We start from the raw sequence: 15,422 nt of genomic DNA on the forward strand, positions 1-15,422 counted from the left end.
AGCTCTCAATCCCGAGACCCGCAAGGACTCCGCCGTCCACGTTTCTCTTTCTTCATCTTCACTTGTCAAACAGCCCGCACTTGTTAGTTCGCTCGAACTACTAAGTGCATCAACCTCGTTGGTCTTTTTCGCCGAGGAAGTCCCGATGGCCGGGGCGCTTCACATAGCCGATTTTCGAAGACCGTCAAGAGCAATTCCGAAGAAAAAACTCAGGAGCCAATCGGAAGAAAAACAACGTCGGTCCCGAAAGTCGGGGGCCTCAGTCATCAGTGATGTCCGGCTGGCGTGGTGGTGAGATAGTGCGGCGCCGCATCCCGCGCAAGAACTTTTTGCGACGGCTGTGCAGAAATGTGGATAGCGCTGTCGCCCCCCACGCTCGGACCCGTCACACGCCGTTTCCGTTCCATTTTGAAACGGTTGGCGCGCGCAGCGTCAGGAATTGCTCGCGTGCGGTTGCACCAGCGCACGATACGAGTGCGGCATCCGCATGCGGGACGAGATCTTTCCGCCGGACGACGTTGGTCGGATGGAAGCTGTCGAGATTGCTGGTGTCGATGTCGACGGTCTCGATCCCCTCCCCGCCTGCAACGATCGCCTCACGGCGCGGAAACGCTGATGTATCCGGACCGAACACGCCGCTGAGCCCCCGGGATCGAAATTCGCGGCGTCGCACACATTCGCGAATGCGAAGTAGGCGTTGTTCTCGCCACCGCGAACACGGAGGTGAGGCCAGGTGATGCAGATCGGCACCGGCCGGGATGGGTCTTGCGATAGGTTGAGAGGGTGCCGTCCGGAATTGGCCCGGCCTCGGCCGGATCGGTCAGCCCTGTTGCCGCAAGTTCCGGAAACACCACTGGCAGCGCCGCGCCCCTCGTCCGACGCCGGCGCGATACGGCGTCAACGCGATCGCGGCGGAGTGCTGCGTGCTGGAGCCGTCAGGAAGCGATCGAGCTCGACGATCGCTTCGGCCTCGCGGGCGCGCCGCAGCTGCCTGGCCTGCTCGATGCCCGGCGGTAGACGCTTCGCCCTGTCTCGCGCCTCGCGCGCCATCTCTAGCAACCGCTCACCCAACGACATCGTCTGCTTGACACGCCGACGCCGTTTCTTCCGACCTTCTACTTCCATGCGGGTTTGCATCCAGTTTCATTGATGCGCACCGACAACTCTAGATCAGGAGATGCCGGGCGCATCAACATAAGTGAATCGGCCGCGACCACCGTAGTCCGGGCGGCAGAGCAGCAGCGGCCGGCCGCGCCGGGAGCATCGAGGCTAGCCGCAGCGCCGGCCCGCTCTCGTATCATTTGATATGCGATGCACAGGTCTTCCGGCAGGCCTCTGCAAAGGCCGCTCGAGAAGTTCGAACGCTCGATCCGATGCCCCACGCATCGCCATGCGACGCGTAATCAAGCCGTTTCGATCGTTTGAGCGTTCCAAATCCGAGACCAACGCCGCCGCTCAGGATTGCGTGAACTTGATGGTCGACACCGGCCAGCGCCCGTCATGACCGCGAAGGGTGATGCGCAACCCATGCAGCTCATCAAGATACACCTGCTCCACGGTTCCGGCCTTGCCGTCGCTCAAGGCCACGCATTTGCCGATCAGCTCGGTCTGGACGTGCTCGAACTCGCGCAGAATGGTGAAGGCTCGCGTCTTGGCAACCATGAGGGACCGGTGTGTGGGCTGATGGGAGCCGCAACGCTGCGGAGACAGGTCGGCTGGCAGATAGATCGGCTCATCCCCCTCCCGGGTCAACCGCTCATCAAGAGATCGTGCACACCGTGCAGACGGCATGCACGACCTGTTCAGCGGCACTCGAAATTCGCTGCATCCTCGAGGCTGCCGCTGCCCTTGGAGGTCAGCACCTTCGGGAACGCGCAGAGATCGCGCGTGCGCCCGGGCCGTGGTACATCGGCCGCACGCCGCGCGGTGGCGTGGATCGCCTCAGGCGCCGCGGCCGTGCCCTCCGCCCATTGGTCCAGAGCGGTCAGCAAGTGAAACTGATTGGTGGCGGGTCCGCCGCCGCAATGGTTCATGCCGGGAACCAGGAACAGCCACGCGACCCGGCAAGCGGCACGCGATAGGCCCGGCGCGCCCGCGATGACGCCGTCGAACAACTCGGGGAAGCGCTGCCCCAGAGGCGGTCACGCCCGCGGGTGCCGGCGGTGCCAGTTGCACGCCGCCCGCGGCGACGAACTCGGCCGTGACGACGCGCCCGCTGTCGGCGAAGCCTTGCGCGAGCGCGGCGCAACTCGCCTTGAAATCCTGCGCATGGACGGAGGCCACAGCCGACGATGTCAGTACCAGCGCGGCCAGCGTCGTGATCCGGATCGCCGTCAATCTCGTCCTCCCCACGTGCGGGCCACGGCCCGTCCTGCGCCGTCATTGATCCGCGGCGCGCAGCGGCCGTGCGCATCCACGCGATTGAAAACCATAGGCGAAGCGTGCCATCTGGTCGGCTCAAGACAGCGTCGAGGACATCATGGCTGCGGACATCCGGTTGAATGCGTTTGCGATGAACTGCGTCGGGCACCAATCGCCCGGCCTGTGGCGGCATCCGCGCGACCGCTCCTCCGACTACAATCGCCTGCCCTATTGGCTCGACCTCGCCAAGACCTTGGAGCGCGGCCGCTTCGATGGACTGTTTCTCGCCGACGTACTCGGCGTCTACGACGTCTATGGCGGCAACCCCGACGCGGCGCTCCGCCACGCCATCCAGGTGCCCGTCAATGATCCGATGATGCTGATCTCGGCAATGGCCGCCGTGACCGAGCATCTCGGCTTCGGCGTCACCTGCACGCTGTCCTATGAGCCGCCCTACCCGTTCGCGCGGCGGATGTCGACGCTCGATCATCTCACCGAGGGCCGCATCGGCTGGAACGTCGTCACCGGCTATCTCGACAGCGCCGCACGCGGCATGGGCAGGGAGCGCCAGACCGCGCATGACGACCGCTACGACGTCGCCGACGAGTACATGGAGGTCGTCTACAAGCTGTGGGAAGGCAGCTGGGAGGACGACGCCGTCAAGCGCGACCGGACCAGCGGCGTGTTCACCGATCCCACGAAGGTTCACCGCGTCAGCCATCGCGGCGAGAACTACCAGCTCGACGCCATCCATCTCTGCGAGCCGTCGCCGCAGCGGACGCCGGTGCTTTATCAAGCCGGCACCTCGCCGCGCGGCCGCGTGTTCGCCGGCCGCCATGCCGAATGCGTGTTCATGTCCGGCCCGTCGGCCAAGATCATCGCGCCGCGCGTCGCCGCCATCCGCCAGGCCGCCGCCGACGCGGGTCGCGCCGGCAGCGACATCGTCATCTTCAGCATCGCCACCGTCGTGCTCGGCGAGACCGATGCGGCGGCCGAGGCGAAGTTTGCCGACTACCGCCGCTACATCGACCACGAGGCGTCGCTGACCCTGATGTCGGGCTGGACCGGCGTCGACTTCTCGACCTACGACCTCGACCAGCAGGTCCGCCACGTGCTCAACGATGCCGGCCGCAGCGCCATGGACAACGTCACGCGCGCCGATCCGGACCGGGTGTGGACCGTGCGCGAGGTTGCCGAGCATGTCGGCATCGGCGGCATCGGCCCGGTGTTCGTCGGCGGGCCTGCGAAGGTCGCCGATCTCGTCGAGAGTTGGATCGAGCAGACGGGCGTCGACGGCCTCAACCTCGCCTTTGCGCTGTCGCCGGAGAGTTTTGCCGATGTCACCGACATGCTGGTGCCGGAACTGACCCGACGCGGCCGCTACAAGAAGGCCTACCAGCCGGGAACGCTACGCGAGAAGATGTTCGGCCGCGCCCGGCTCGCGGCACCGCATCCGGCGGCGAGCTACCGGCCGTAATGCTGCTGGCACTCAGCCCGACAGACGCGACAGCAGCACAGCCACCGCTGCCTCGATCGGCTTGATGATCGGCACGGCGAATTGCCGCTGCAACTGATCGGCGGCCTGCGCCAGCGGCCCGCCGCCGATGATCACGGCCTCGGCGCCGTCCTCGGCAATACAGGCGCGCGTGGCGTCAGCCAGGGCGGCAGCAAGCCGCGCCGGATCGGTGGCGAGCGCGGCCGGGGCGCCCTCGGTCAGCCGCGTCCCGGTGAACTGCGCCGACAGCCCGAGTTTCTCTGCAAGGCCTGCGATGCTCACGACCAGCGCCGGCGTCACCGTGGCGACGCCGAAGCGCCGCCCGCTTTGCGCGGCCTCGCGCATCGACGCCTCGCCGATCCCGACCACCGGCAGCGGGCAGAGCTTGCGCAGCTCCGCGGCGCCGGGATCGCCGAACGCCGCGACGATGATGCCATCGCAAGCATCGCGATGCGCGCGGCCGATATCGACCACTTCCGCCGACGATGCGGCCAGCGCCTCGGCATCCACGATCATGGCCGGCGCCCGCGTCGCGGTCGCGCCGACCACCTCGGCCCGGCCGGCGCAACAGGCGGCCGCAATCGACACCATCATCGCGGTGGTCGCGGCCGAGCTGTTGGGATTGATCAAGAGGATGCGAGGCATGCAGGTCGGTCGCTCATGATGACGGGACTCTCCTCGTGAACAATCGTCGGCCAAACGTCAACTCCAGGCACATTCGCCTATGAGGGTGGCGGGCATCGCCGTTCGTCGCCGGCCGCTCACACGATCCGCATCGACAATTCGACTTCGTCGCCGAACGGCACCGACAGATAGCCGTTGGCCGGCGAACGGACGTAGGCGAGGTAGTCGGGGCTGTGGTCGGCATTGTCAGCGACGATGAACGCGCCGGCGCTGAGCCGGCTCTCGAGCAGCGCCAGGATATCGCCATACAGCGGCTTGGCGCCGTCGAGCAGAACCAGGTCGATCGCGTCCGGGAGATCATCGCTCAGCGTCTGCAGGGCGTCGCCCTGGCGGATCTCGACCAGATCGGCCAGGCCGCCCTCCGCGAGGTTGGCACGGGCACGGGCGACCTTGGACGGCTCGAACTCCGTGGTGATCAGCCGGCCGCCGCCATTGTCGCGCAGCGCCGCGGCCAGGAACAGCGTCGAGATGCCGAACGAGGTGCCGAATTCGACGATCGATCGCGCACTGACGCCGCGCACCAGCATGTAGAGCAGCATGCCGGTGTCGCGCGACACGGGCAACGGAAAGTCCTTGAGCTGCGTGTAGAGCTCGACATGGTCGGACCTGCTGCGCATCAGTTGCTCGCCCCATTCGGTCATGCCGGCGAAGATCGGACTCGTCTCCGGCCGCAGCAACGTGGCCTCGGCAAGCAGGCGATCCAGCAGCGGCGCTACCGGCTGAGTGGTCAGGGTGATCATTGATATTCTCCGTGTTCTCAATGCGTGTCGTTTGCGTCGAAGTCAGAATACGAATAATCATTCGCATTCGCTAATCGCATTTCGGAACGCTCCATGGCCCCGGCTCGAAAAGCCCCGATTTCCCCGCGAAAACTGCCGCAACAGGCACGCTCGGCCGACCTCGTCGCGGCCATTCTGCAGGCGGCTGTTCAGGTTTTGACCAAGGAAGGCGCGCAACGTTTCACCACGGCCCGTGTCGCCGAAAAGGCCGGCGTCAGCGTCGGCTCGCTCTATCAGTATTTCCCGAACAAGGCGGCGATCCTGTTCAGGCTGCAGAGCGACGAGTGGCAGCAGACGACGAAACTGCTGCACGGCATTCTGGAGGACACGCGCCGTCCGCCTTTGACGCGATTGCGCGCGCTCGTTCACGCGTTCCTGCAATCGGAGTGCGACGAGGCCGCCGTGCGCGGCGCGCTCGACGACGCCGCCCCGCTCTACCGCGATGCGCCCGAGGCGCGCCGGGCCAAGACAAGCGGCCGCCGCGCCATGCTCGCCTTCATGCGCGAGGTGCTGCCTGGTGCTGGAGAGGCCGAGCACGCGCGGGCAGCAGACCTGATCAAGACGACGCTCAGCCAGGTCGGCAAGCACTTCTCGGAGACGCCGCGCAGCCGGGCCGAGATATCGGCCTATGCCGATGCGATGGCGGACATGTTCTGTGCGTACCTCTCCACCGCGAACAAGCCTCACAGACGCAAGGCCGGGTAGTCCCGCAGCCGGCGCGTCCCCGCCTCTTGTTTGCGCAAGGACGGCGGACGGGATTGCACTTGTTTGTTCGCACGTCGAGGTTTGCGAGTACGGCGAAGCTGAAAATCCACTTGGGTGGGAAGTTTCCTGCCTCGGGATCGCGCAGCCATCCTACAAGGAACTGTTTCCGCATCACGTGAAAGCGTACGAAGGTCGGCTCAAAGAGTGACATTCGTCCGCTTCTGCCCATCCCGGGCCTTTCGGTCGAAGCTTGCGACGTCGGTTCTCGGGGTTCAACCGGAAGTAGGCCGTCGGACGGCGGCTTTGACCCAAAGCGAACGATCACGCTGCACCGGCAGAGTGCGTGGAGCGGCGTCACATTTGGGTGGATCAGAGGGGCTAACCTCTGACGCCGGGACCGCCGTTGCGCTGGGGCTTGGGCGCACAGTTGTTGTTCTCGGAGGTAGGTTCGCACTTCAAGACGTGGTCCTTGACGAAACCTCGGATCGTGCCGCCCGCCCGCCTCAGGATGCCCGGGTCGGACGGGGTGTAGGTCTGGTCGCATTTCGACATTACCGAGGCGACCTTCGTCATCTCGTTGCTCGCGCCGATCTGCACCGACTCCTTGCCGCAGCTGCCGGAATTGATCTGCTTGAGCAGTTCGATTCGCTTTCTCCCGAGGGCGAGAATGGGCCCGCACTGCTCACGCTCGCTGGCCCTCTGCCACAGACCCTTCAGCCTGTCGTCGTGAGCCTGCAGCGAGGCGATGTTTCCCGCCTTGCAGGCCCGATCGGGGGCGTCGGCCACCGTATCGGAGGCGCGCGAACGGGCGCTCGCCGGCGCCGGCCCGATCCGAGTCGCGGTGGCCGTGCCGGTCGACATCGACTTGCCGTCGGGCGCCAGCGTGTAGTTCCAGGTGCCGAGGCTGTTGGTGTAGGTGAGGACGTTGCCAGAGCAGGTCCAGGTGCCCTGCACGCAGGCGGGATGTTCGCTGCACAGCGCGCGGCCGTCGGCCTTCACCGAACCGCGGTTGCCACTGCCGGAATGCCGCCACTCGCCGACGAACTTAGAGGCACAGCTGGCGGGCGGCGCGGCTAACGCCGGGGTGGCGAGGGTAGCGAAAATCAGGGAAGCCGCAATCAACAATCTCATCAATATGTCTCCTTGGAATGCGGCAGCAATCCTACAGACCGGCGTCGGCGCGGCAAGGCCGACCGCCTGCCTTTTCCCCGACATGAGTCGAGGCACCCCCGCGATAGCTGCGGGGTTCTCCAACCATGCAGGCGTCGTCGGTGTGGGCGGCGGCTTCACCAACGTGCTGCGCAATGTAAACACGGCGCATGGCGACAAAGATTGTCACCATTCAGCTGATCGAGTGGACGTCCTGAGGAATGTGCTTGGCGACGACGAGTTGCCGCCTCCATTTCCATGTCCGCCCGTGGCCCGGGCTCGGACTACCCGGTCTACGCTTCGGATGTCCACAATGGGCTGAATGCGAACGCCGCTGACTCGGTCGCGGAGGTTTGCTTTAGTCACGGGCTGTCCTCCCGAATGCGCTTGCTCCGCGGCTCCTGCCCCCAATGGCTGCCGATTTGTCGCACCGCGCAAGTCGGAGGCCTCAGGCCAAATCCGCTCATGAGCTCCCGCGCTTCATTTCGGCCGGCAGATGCAAGGCCGTTCGATCGGACAACCCGCCCAAACCTCTGCGGAGAGTTACTAAGACGTAGATGGCCGGGACGAGGCCCGGCCATGACGTGGAGGCAGAGGGGCTCAAGCTGATTGTCATATGCCAAAGCTCCAGGTCTTGCGTGACGAGCCTATTGCTTCTCCTCGCGCTTGCGCGAAGGAACGAAATTCGCCCGCGTTCTCAAGCTGATTTGCCCTGTCCAGTCCTCCTGCGAAAAACATTCTTGTTTCTTTTTTTCGGAATTTGTGGTTGTATCACCCTATCCCGCCCGATCGAGAGGGGCGCTTCGCGAACGTCACGAAACGTTGGTGCGGGATGCGATGGCCGGTTCTCGTCGCAGCGTGCGTCAAGCGCGCGGACGAACGATGGGAGCCGGACGGCGAAATCGCGTGGTCCTGATACTCCGATGCTAGTATCAAGTCTGCGACGAGGCTCGGCTTCGCGCAGGCGACGGTGGCCAGAAAGCTCGGCGCGCCGGGGAGAACGCGTATAAGCCGTAAGCCCATTGCGCAGGGAAGGCCGGAGGCGGGCTCAAGCGGTGGTCGCAACACCCAGTGTTTTCATTCGTGACAGCAGCTCGTCAAGCGCCTCTGCTGGAGTTTTCCATCCTAGCGTCTTTCTCGGTCGGGAATTGAGCGCTGCGGCCACGGCGGCGATCTCGTCAGCATCGTAGACGCTCAGATCGGTACCTTTCGGGAAGTACTGCCGCAGCAGGCCATTCGTGTTCTCGTTCGTGCCACGTTGCCAGGGGCTTCTTGGATCGCAGAAGTAGATCTGAAGGTCTGTATCGATCTTGAGGTCACTGTGTTGAGCCATTTCGGTCCCCTGATCCCAGGTTAGCGAGCGGCGGAGTTCTTTGGGCAAGGTGACGATGGTGCGCGTGATCGCATCGCGTACCGCTTCAGCTCCGTGTCCGGAGAGCGCAGGCCCATCCTTCGTACGTGGGCCGTCGTCAAACCCCGGCAACCGTGGAAGGTGCAGGAGCATTGTAAACCGCGTGCTGCGTTCGACCAGCGTGCCGATTGCCGAGCTGGCGGAGCCGACGATCAGATCTCCTTCCCAATGTCCCGGCACAGCTCGATCCGCGACTTCGGCCGGACGCTCACTGATCATGATCTCCGGCGATATGAAGCCTTTGCTGCGCTTCCGCGTACGCGCTCGGGGCACGCGCAGCGCACGTCCCGTTCGCAAACAGGACGACAACTCGCGTTTCAGCGCTCCTCGGCCCTGAACAAAAAGCGCCTGGTAAATGGCTTCGTGGCTGATGCGCATCGCCTCGTCATCCGGGAAGTCGATCGGCAAGCGCCGGGCAATCTGCTCGGGACTCCACGCTTTCGTCCACCCCTGATCCTGGCTAGAGCCCGCACGACCGGCCTTCCGCCGAACGCCGCCTGGAGGCGCGACAAACCCTGCAAGCCGCTCTTCAACATAAGCGCGCAAGGCGGCGTTGCTTGCAAGCTTGCTCGGCTTAGGACGCCGGGCCGATCGATCTGCATGCCACTGGGCGGCCGTCGCCCGATAGGCCATCTTGCCGCCGTGCGTGGCTGCATTGCGATCGAGTTCACGGGAGATGGTCGAGGGAGACCGATTGAGGCGCCGTGCTATCTCTCGTACAGAATGGCGCTGCGCATTCAGCAGCGCAATCTCTTCGCGCTCAGAAAAGGAGAGGTGCCGTCCGGAGAGCGGCTTCGCTGAAGGTCGGAACATTGCCGGTGCCACGCCGCCCGCTTTTCGAAATAATCGGGGGCCGACAGCATCCGATAATCCAGCAGCCAGCGCAGCATTCTCGCTGTTCAATCCAGCGGCAATCCCACGCCAAAATTTCTGCTGTTCCGCTCGCCCCGCAACTGGTGGGCGCCCCAATGATCCCAGCTTGCCCCGCGTTGACCGTTTCTTTCGAATGCCCATCGCAACCTCCTCATCGAGTGTTGCGACGACCAATTGAATCCACCGGATGTCCGGCTGATCCTGTGGTAACCGCCGCGTGCTTCCTTTTTGCACGCGGGCCATGGGTGTCAGTCGACGCCCGGCCTTCCCTGTGCCCTCTGTCGATGGAGGGACGAACGGCAGACACATCTCGGACGCCCTGCGCGTCGCGAGGATGCGAGCGGCTGTCTCGTCAGATCTCTCGCGCCAAGAAAACAAAACCTCTCGCGGCACGGGCACATGAGAAACTTTCATCTCCATATGAACAGATCTGCAAAATTGCGCAGGGCTCACGATCCTGCGAATGATCCTGGACAATTGCATGCAACTGCCTGTTTGGGAGATTGCCGAATGACACCGTCCTTCAGCGGCCTGCGTCGCGCGCGGCCCTTGCATCTCGCCCGTCGCGGCGTCCTGATGATGGCCGCGGCCCTGCTCGGCGCGCTCGCCACGTCGCAAGCCGACGCAGCCGAGACGCTGCGCATCGGCTATCAGAGATCCTCGACCCTGATCGCCCTCCTCAAAACCAATGGCGAGTTGGAGAAGGCGCTGACGCCGCTCGGCATCAAGGTGTCGTGGCACGAATTCTCCAGCGGCCTGCCACTGCTGGAAGCGATCAACATCGGCAGCATCGATGTCGGCGCCGATGTCGCCGATACCGTCCCGGTGTTCGCGCAGGCCGCGGGCGCGAGGCTCGCTTATGTCGCCGAGGAGGCCGCCTCGCCGTCGGCGCAGGCGATCCTCGTGGCAACGGCTTCGCCGACCAAGACGCTCGCTGAGCTGAAAGGCAGGAAGATCGCGGTGACCAAGGGCGCCGGCAGCCACTATCTGCTGCTCGCCGCGCTCGCCAAAGCGGGTCTCACCTTCAAGGACATCACCCCCGCCTATCTGCCGCCCGCCGACGGCAGGACCGCTTTCGTCAGCAACAATGTCGATGCCTGGGTCGCGTGGGATCCGTTCCTGACCAGCACCATCCGCCAGTCAGGGGCGCGCGTGCTCGCGGACGGCAGCGACGGGCTTGCCAGCTACAAGCGCTACTATCTCGCATCCGCCGACTACGCCGCCGGGCATGGCGACGCCCTCAACGTCATCTACGGCAAGCTCGTCGAAACCGGCAAATGGGTGAAGGCCAATCCGGGCGCCGCGGCGAGCCAGCTCGCTGCCCTGTGGGGCATCGATGCGGCCACCGTCGAGGAGGCCAACAGCCACCGCTCCTACCAGGTCGGCGCGGTCACCGCGGCCGGCCTGTCGGAGCAGCAGAAGATCGCGGATGCTTTCCTGGCGGAGCGCGTGCTGCCGGCGAAGGTGGACACATCGGCATTGGCGATCTGGACTCCCAAAGCGCCGTGAGCCACACAGGAGCCGAGATTGTGCCCCGCAGCGAAGCGCGGCGCGAGGCCCGACGACGAGCCTGAACGAAGGAGACCCCCGTGACTGCCCATCTTCCCCCGCCGACCGACCGCATCACCGAGCATCCGGCGCATCGCATCTTCGTCGATCGCTGGTCGCCGCGCGGCTTCAGCGACGAGGCGCTTCCGGAGACGGAGCTCCTGACCTTCATCGAGGCGGCCCGCTGGGCGCCCTCCTCCTACAATTCGCAGCCCTGGCGCTTTCTCTACGCGCTGCGCGGCTCGGCCGAGTTCGACACCTTCCTGTCGCCGCTGGTCGAGTTCAACCGCGGCTGGGCGCAGCATGCCGCGGCGATCGTCTACGTGCTGTCGAAGAAGACCTTCATCCCGGCGGGCAAGACCGAGCCGGCACCGACGCGCACGCATTCCTTCGATGCCGGCGCGGCCTGGGCCAATTTCGCCAACCAGGCGGCGGTGTCCGGCTGGATCACCCACGGCATGAGCGGCTTCGACGTCGCCGCCGCACAGACAGCGCTCGGGGTGCCCGACGGTTTCGCCGTGGAGATCGCGATCGCGGTCGGCCGCAAGGGCGATGGCGAGAAGCTGCCGGCCATGCTCAAGGAGCGCGAGAAGCCGAGCGCACGCCTGTCCATCGCCGAGATCGCCTCGGCCGGCCTGTTCCCGCAGCGCTTCGGCGGCTGATCGATGTCGCAGGGGCGGCGCACCGCGCCGCTCCTGACTGACGGCGAAATCTGTGGCAGAAGATGCGATCTGCTTGAGGAGAGTTGATCCGCATGCCGCCGCCGAAACCGCCCGCCTTCGAGACCCTGAGCCTGCACGCGGGCCAGCACCCGGATCCCGCGACCGGCGCCCGCGCGGTGCCGATCTATCAGACCACGTCCTACGTGTTCGACGACACCGAGCACGCCGCGGCGCTGTTCAATCTCGAACGCGCCGGCCACATCTATACCCGCATCTCCAACCCGACCACGGCCGTGCTCGAAGAGCGGCTCGCCGCGCTCGAAGGCGGCGTCGGTGCCGTCTGCACCGCGAGCGGCCAGGCGGCGCTGCATCTGGCCATCGCCACGCTCCTGAATGCGGGCGATCACATCGTGGCCTCCTCCTCGCTCTATGGCGGCACCATCAACCTGCTCGCGCACACGCTGCCGCGCTTCGGCATCACCACGAGCTTCGTCAAGCCCAGGGATCACGACGGTTTCCGCGCCGCGATCAAGCCGAACACGCGGCTCCTGATCGGCGAGACATTGGGCAATCCCGGTCTGGAGGTGCTGGACATCCCCAAGGTCTCGGCGATCGCGCATGCGGCCGGCGTGCCGCTCCTGATCGACAACACTTTTGCCACGCCCTATCTCAGCCAGCCGATCGCCCAAGGCGCCGACATCGTGATGCACTCTGCGACCAAGTGGCTCGGCGGCCATGGCATCGCGATCGGCGGCGCGATCATCGATGGCGGCCGGTTCGACTGGCGCGCGTCCGGCAAATTCCCGCAGCTCACCGAGCCCTATGCCGGCTATCACGGCATCGTCTTCGACGAGCAGTTCGGCGCGGCCGCCTTCATCATGCGCGCGCGGACCGAAGGCCTGCGCGATTTCGGCGCCTGCCTGTCGCCGACCAACGCGTTCCATCTGCTGCAGGGCGTCGAGACGCTGCATCTGCGCATGGAGCGGCACGTCACCAACACCCGCGCCGTGCTGGAGGCGCTGACTGCCAACAAGGCCGTCGACTGGGTGCTGCATCCTTCGCTCGAGACGCATCCGGACCATGCGCTCGCCAAGGAGCTGTTGCCGCGCGGCACCGGCTCGATCATCTCGTTCGGCATCAAGGGCGGACGTCCCGCGGGGCGCAAGTTCATCGAGAGCCTGAAGCTGATCAGCCATCTCGCCAATGTCGGCGACGCCAAGACGCTGGTGATCCACCCCGCCTCGACCACGCATCAGCAGATGGACGCAGCCCAGCTCGCCGCGGCCGGAATCGGCGAGGAGCTGATCCGGCTCTCGGTCGGCATCGAGGCGGCCAGCGACATCATCGATGATCTCGGACAGGCGCTGCGCGCCTCGCAGAAGGTGTGAGCCATGCAGCTGTCGATCGGAGATCATGAGGTCTTCGCCGCCACGGGCGGCCGCGACTTCGATTCGTCCCTGCCCGCCGTCGTCTTCATCCATGGCGCCGGCTTCGATCATTCGGTCTGGGCGCTGCACAGCCGCTGGTTCGCCCATCACGGCTTTGCCGTGCTGGCGCCCGATCTGCCGGGCCACGGCCGCTCGGCGGGCCCGGCGCTGCCGACCATCGCTGCGATGGCCGATTGGATCGTCGCGCTGTTGCAGGCGTTGAATGCGAAACCCGCTCACCTGATCGGCCATTCGATGGGCTCGCTGATCGCGCTGGATGCCGCGGCACGCCATCCCGATCGCGTGTCGGCGCTCAGCCTGATCGGCACCGCGGCGACGATGACGGTAGGGCCTGACCTCCTGAAGGCCGCCGAATCCAACGATCACGCCGCCATCGACATGGTCTCGATCTGGGGCCTCGGTTTTGCCGCCGAGCTCGGCGGCAGCCGCGCACCGGGCTTGTGGATGCATGGCGGCGCGCAGGCGACCTTGGAGCGCTGCGCGCCGGGCGTGCTGTTCAACGATCTCTCGGCCTGCAACGAGTACCAGGATGCGCTGGCATCGGCGGCCAGGATCAAGGTGCCGACGCGGCTGATCCTCGGCGAAAAGGACATGATGACGCCGCTGAAGGCCGGCAAGGCGCTGGCGGCTGCGATTGCGCAATCGCGCACGACCGTCCTGCCCGGCGCGGGACATACGATGATGACAGAATGTCCCGATGCGCTGCTCGATGCGCTGATCGATTAGCTTGCGGTCACGGTTCCGCTCTTGGATGCGACCTCGTGCCGCCGACATGCTCCTTCGCGGCGCGGAACGGAGGGCGACGGCGAGCCGTTGCCCTCCGGCACAAAGAACAGAAAGGAGCACGCAGATGGATCTGCGCAAGCTTTTGACGGTCGCCACCATCGGAACGATGGCGCTCGCGGCTGCATCGCCGCTCGCCGCAGCGCCGTTGCTGCCGAACCACCCGGCGCCGACCCCAGCCACGCAGAACGCGACCGAGCCGCAGCAGGTGCAATATCGCCACTGGCGCGGCGGTTACGGTCATCGCCACGGCTATTACGGCCATCGCTCTTACGGGCATCGCCACGGCTATGGTGCGGGTGCCGCCGCCCTCGGCGGCCTCGCGGCCGGCGCGATCATCGGGGGCGCCATCGCCGACAGCCGCGCCGAGGCCGCCAACGCCCAGGCCTATTGCGCCCAGCGGGGCCGGTCCTACGACCCGGGCTCCGGCACCTATCTCGGCAATGACGGCCTGCGCCATTCCTGCCCGTAACGACACCAAGGTCGATGCCCCCCCCGGCATCGACCGCCGCCTGGACCAATGGCGCGTGACAAAACGTCCGCTGCGACAAATGCAACGAAGTTCGTCTCGTCCGGTTGAGCATAGCGCTGAATCAACGGGAGACATCAGGATGGTCACCTTCAAAGCCGCCGCGACGCTCGCCATCGCCGGCGCACTTTCTGTATCCACGCTGCACTCGGTCTCGGCTGCGCCGCTGACGTCGCTGTCAGCAGCCGCCAAACCGAGCGCCGAAAGCTCGAATGCCGTGCAGGTCCGCTACGGCGGCTGGCATGGCGGCTGGGGCGGCGGTGCCGCGATCGGCGCGGGGCTGTTGGCGGGTGCCCTGATCGGATCGGCGATCGCCGCACCCTCCTACTATGGCGGCTACGCGCCCTATCCCTACTACGGCGGGTATCGCTACGCCGCCTATCCCTACGGCTATGGCGGCTACTACCCGGCCTACCGGCCCTATTACGGCGGCTATGGCTACAGCTACGTGCCGCGCCCGATCTATCGCAGCTACGGCTATTCCTATGGCCCGCGGCCGTGGCGGCACAGCTACGGCTATTACCGCGGTCCGGGTTGGGGCCATCATGGCTGGCACGGCGGCCGTCATTTCGGACACCGCTACGGTCATGGCGTGAGTCCGCGCCCATCATCGCTGGTGATGTGAATTCGCTGGTGCGTGCGGCTCGCCCGACGCACCGGCACGGCGATGCGCAACCTCCGCCGCGGCGGATGACGTACTCGTCATGATCGCGCCAGACGAACACGACAAATGTCGCCAACGCCTCATTGCGCCGGGCGCGATTACCCACCAGATCTGCTTGAGAGCCATGACCGTGACGACGAAGGCGCAGACGACTCCAGTGCGGAATTCCTTGGCAGCTCCACGTCCTGATCATCCTCTTCCCGCAGATGGAGCTGCTGGACTTTCGCGTTTTCCTTGATCCGCCCATACCCACCCCACCGATCGCGCGCAGCGCCGCTGTCGAACGTCGCAATCGCAAGCCAGGCAAGTGAGAGGTCCGCCGACGAGATGC

Annotated in this window: 15 protein-coding genes and 2 pseudogenes; 9 read left to right on the plus strand and 8 right to left on the minus strand. The window is 65.6% G+C overall.

The genetic code is table 11. The features are described from left to right. The coding region (locus tag QX121_RS29835; protein WP_315759675.1) for a hypothetical protein at nt 1-295 on the plus strand (295 nt) is incomplete at its 5' end. Nucleotides 296-432: 137 nt separating this feature from the next. On the opposite strand, the pseudogene QX121_RS29840 reads toward QX121_RS29835, so the two are convergent. From QX121_RS29840 to QX121_RS29855, 4 genes and pseudogenes are all read right to left on the minus strand, one after another. Beyond that, nucleotides 433-763 (minus strand): annotated as a pseudogene (locus QX121_RS29840) (amidohydrolase); the annotation flags it as partial. A 134-nt stretch (nt 764-897) separates the two neighbouring features. Then, nucleotides 898-1,125 (minus strand): hypothetical protein, encoded by a 228-nt coding sequence (locus QX121_RS29845; protein ID WP_315739926.1) that lies wholly within the window; start codon nt 1,123-1,125, stop codon nt 898-900. Nucleotides 1,126-1,455: 330 nt separating this feature from the next. Then, nucleotides 1,456-1,662, minus strand: coding sequence for a PRC-barrel domain containing protein (locus tag QX121_RS29850; RefSeq protein ID WP_315777649.1), 207 nt, complete (start codon nt 1,660-1,662; stop codon nt 1,456-1,458). 140 nt (nt 1,663-1,802) lie between these two features. Further along, entirely contained in the window at nt 1,803-2,114 is a 312-nt protein-coding gene (locus QX121_RS29855) for a tannase/feruloyl esterase family alpha/beta hydrolase (RefSeq protein WP_315739729.1), read from the minus strand. A 365-nt stretch (nt 2,115-2,479) separates the two neighbouring features. Between QX121_RS29855 and QX121_RS29860 the strand changes: the two genes are divergently transcribed. Further along, nucleotides 2,480-3,838, plus strand: a complete 1,359-nt coding sequence (locus tag QX121_RS29860) for an LLM class flavin-dependent oxidoreductase (RefSeq protein WP_315739730.1) — start codon at nt 2,480-2,482, stop codon at nt 3,836-3,838. A gap of 12 nt (nt 3,839-3,850) precedes the next feature. Here the strand turns inward: QX121_RS29860 and QX121_RS29865 are convergent, their stop codons facing one another. Both QX121_RS29865 and QX121_RS29870 read right to left on the minus strand, forming a co-directional pair. Beyond that, the gene (locus QX121_RS29865; protein ID WP_315739731.1) at nt 3,851-4,501 is read right to left on the minus strand and encodes an aspartate/glutamate racemase family protein; all 651 of its coding nucleotides are present in this window, start codon (nt 4,499-4,501) and stop codon (nt 3,851-3,853) included. A gap of 116 nt (nt 4,502-4,617) precedes the next feature. After that, nucleotides 4,618-5,280: an O-methyltransferase gene (locus tag QX121_RS29870; RefSeq protein WP_315799141.1), complete on the minus strand. Its 663-nt coding sequence runs from the start codon at nt 5,278-5,280 to the stop codon at nt 4,618-4,620. Between the two features lie 93 nt (nt 5,281-5,373). On the opposite strand from QX121_RS29870, the gene QX121_RS29875 reads away from it, so the two are divergent. Then, nucleotides 5,374-6,024: a TetR family transcriptional regulator gene (locus QX121_RS29875; RefSeq protein WP_315799142.1), complete on the plus strand. Its 651-nt coding sequence runs from the start codon at nt 5,374-5,376 to the stop codon at nt 6,022-6,024. Between the two features lie 378 nt (nt 6,025-6,402). Here the strand turns inward: QX121_RS29875 and QX121_RS29880 are convergent, their stop codons facing one another. Beyond that, entirely contained in the window at nt 6,403-7,155 is a 753-nt protein-coding gene (locus tag QX121_RS29880) for a hypothetical protein (protein ID WP_315799143.1), read from the minus strand. A gap of 1,066 nt (nt 7,156-8,221) precedes the next feature. Then, a complete protein-coding gene (locus QX121_RS29885) occupies nt 8,222-9,598 on the minus strand; it encodes an IS30 family transposase (RefSeq protein WP_315715219.1) in 1,377 nt (458 codons plus the stop codon). Nucleotides 9,599-10,036: 438 nt separating this feature from the next. Here QX121_RS29885 and QX121_RS29890 point away from each other — a divergent pair, with 438 nt between their 5' ends. From QX121_RS29890 to QX121_RS29915, 6 genes and pseudogenes are all read left to right on the plus strand, one after another. Next, a complete protein-coding gene (locus QX121_RS29890) occupies nt 10,037-10,966 on the plus strand; it encodes an aliphatic sulfonate ABC transporter substrate-binding protein (protein WP_315777648.1) in 930 nt (309 codons plus the stop codon). Between the two features lie 80 nt (nt 10,967-11,046). After that, on the plus strand, nt 11,047-11,667 hold the full coding sequence (locus tag QX121_RS29895; RefSeq protein ID WP_315799144.1) for a nitroreductase family protein: 621 nt from the start codon (nt 11,047-11,049) through the stop codon (nt 11,665-11,667). A 92-nt stretch (nt 11,668-11,759) separates the two neighbouring features. Next, a complete protein-coding gene (locus tag QX121_RS29900; protein ID WP_315799145.1) occupies nt 11,760-13,055 on the plus strand; it encodes an O-acetylhomoserine aminocarboxypropyltransferase in 1,296 nt (431 codons plus the stop codon). 3 nt (nt 13,056-13,058) lie between these two features. Next, nucleotides 13,059-13,841 carry an alpha/beta hydrolase gene (locus QX121_RS29905; protein ID WP_315799146.1) on the plus strand — a complete coding sequence of 261 codons (783 nt, stop codon included), beginning with the start codon at nt 13,059-13,061 and terminating at the stop codon, nt 13,839-13,841. Between the two features lie 124 nt (nt 13,842-13,965). Beyond that, entirely contained in the window at nt 13,966-14,370 is a 405-nt protein-coding gene (locus QX121_RS29910) for a BA14K family protein (RefSeq protein ID WP_315799147.1), read from the plus strand. A 139-nt stretch (nt 14,371-14,509) separates the two neighbouring features. Then, a pseudogene (locus tag QX121_RS29915) lies at nt 14,510-15,047 on the plus strand (hypothetical protein). Nucleotides 15,048-15,422: the final 375 nt, after the last annotated feature.

The sequence above is a fragment of the Bradyrhizobium sp. SZCCHNR2028 genome (genome assembly GCF_032380995.1).
GTDB lineage: Bacteria > Pseudomonadota > Alphaproteobacteria > Rhizobiales > Xanthobacteraceae > Bradyrhizobium.

Bases quoted from the DNA above. Each gene is read 5' to 3' on its own strand.
- QX121_RS29845 (WP_315739926.1), bottom strand. From the start codon at position 1,125: ATGGAAGTAGAAGGTCGGAAGAAACGGCGTCGGCGTGTCAAGCAGACG.
- QX121_RS29850 (WP_315777649.1), bottom strand. From the start codon at position 1,662: ATGGTTGCCAAGACGCGAGCCTTCACCATTCTGCGCGAGTTCGAGCAC.
- QX121_RS29860 (WP_315739730.1), top strand. From the start codon at position 2,480: ATGGCTGCGGACATCCGGTTGAATGCGTTTGCGATGAACTGCGTCGGG.
- QX121_RS29865 (WP_315739731.1), bottom strand. From the start codon at position 4,501: ATGCCTCGCATCCTCTTGATCAATCCCAACAGCTCGGCCGCGACCACC.
- QX121_RS29870 (WP_315799141.1), bottom strand. From the start codon at position 5,280: ATGATCACCCTGACCACTCAGCCGGTAGCGCCGCTGCTGGATCGCCTG.
- QX121_RS29875 (WP_315799142.1), top strand. From the start codon at position 5,374: ATGGCCCCGGCTCGAAAAGCCCCGATTTCCCCGCGAAAACTGCCGCAA.
- QX121_RS29880 (WP_315799143.1), bottom strand. From the start codon at position 7,155: ATGAGATTGTTGATTGCGGCTTCCCTGATTTTCGCTACCCTCGCCACC.
- QX121_RS29885 (WP_315715219.1), bottom strand. From the start codon at position 9,598: ATGGGCATTCGAAAGAAACGGTCAACGCGGGGCAAGCTGGGATCATTG.
- QX121_RS29890 (WP_315777648.1), top strand. From the start codon at position 10,037: ATGGCCGCGGCCCTGCTCGGCGCGCTCGCCACGTCGCAAGCCGACGCA.
- QX121_RS29900 (WP_315799145.1), top strand. From the start codon at position 11,760: ATGCCGCCGCCGAAACCGCCCGCCTTCGAGACCCTGAGCCTGCACGCG.
- QX121_RS29905 (WP_315799146.1), top strand. From the start codon at position 13,059: ATGCAGCTGTCGATCGGAGATCATGAGGTCTTCGCCGCCACGGGCGGC.
- QX121_RS29910 (WP_315799147.1), top strand. From the start codon at position 13,966: ATGGATCTGCGCAAGCTTTTGACGGTCGCCACCATCGGAACGATGGCG.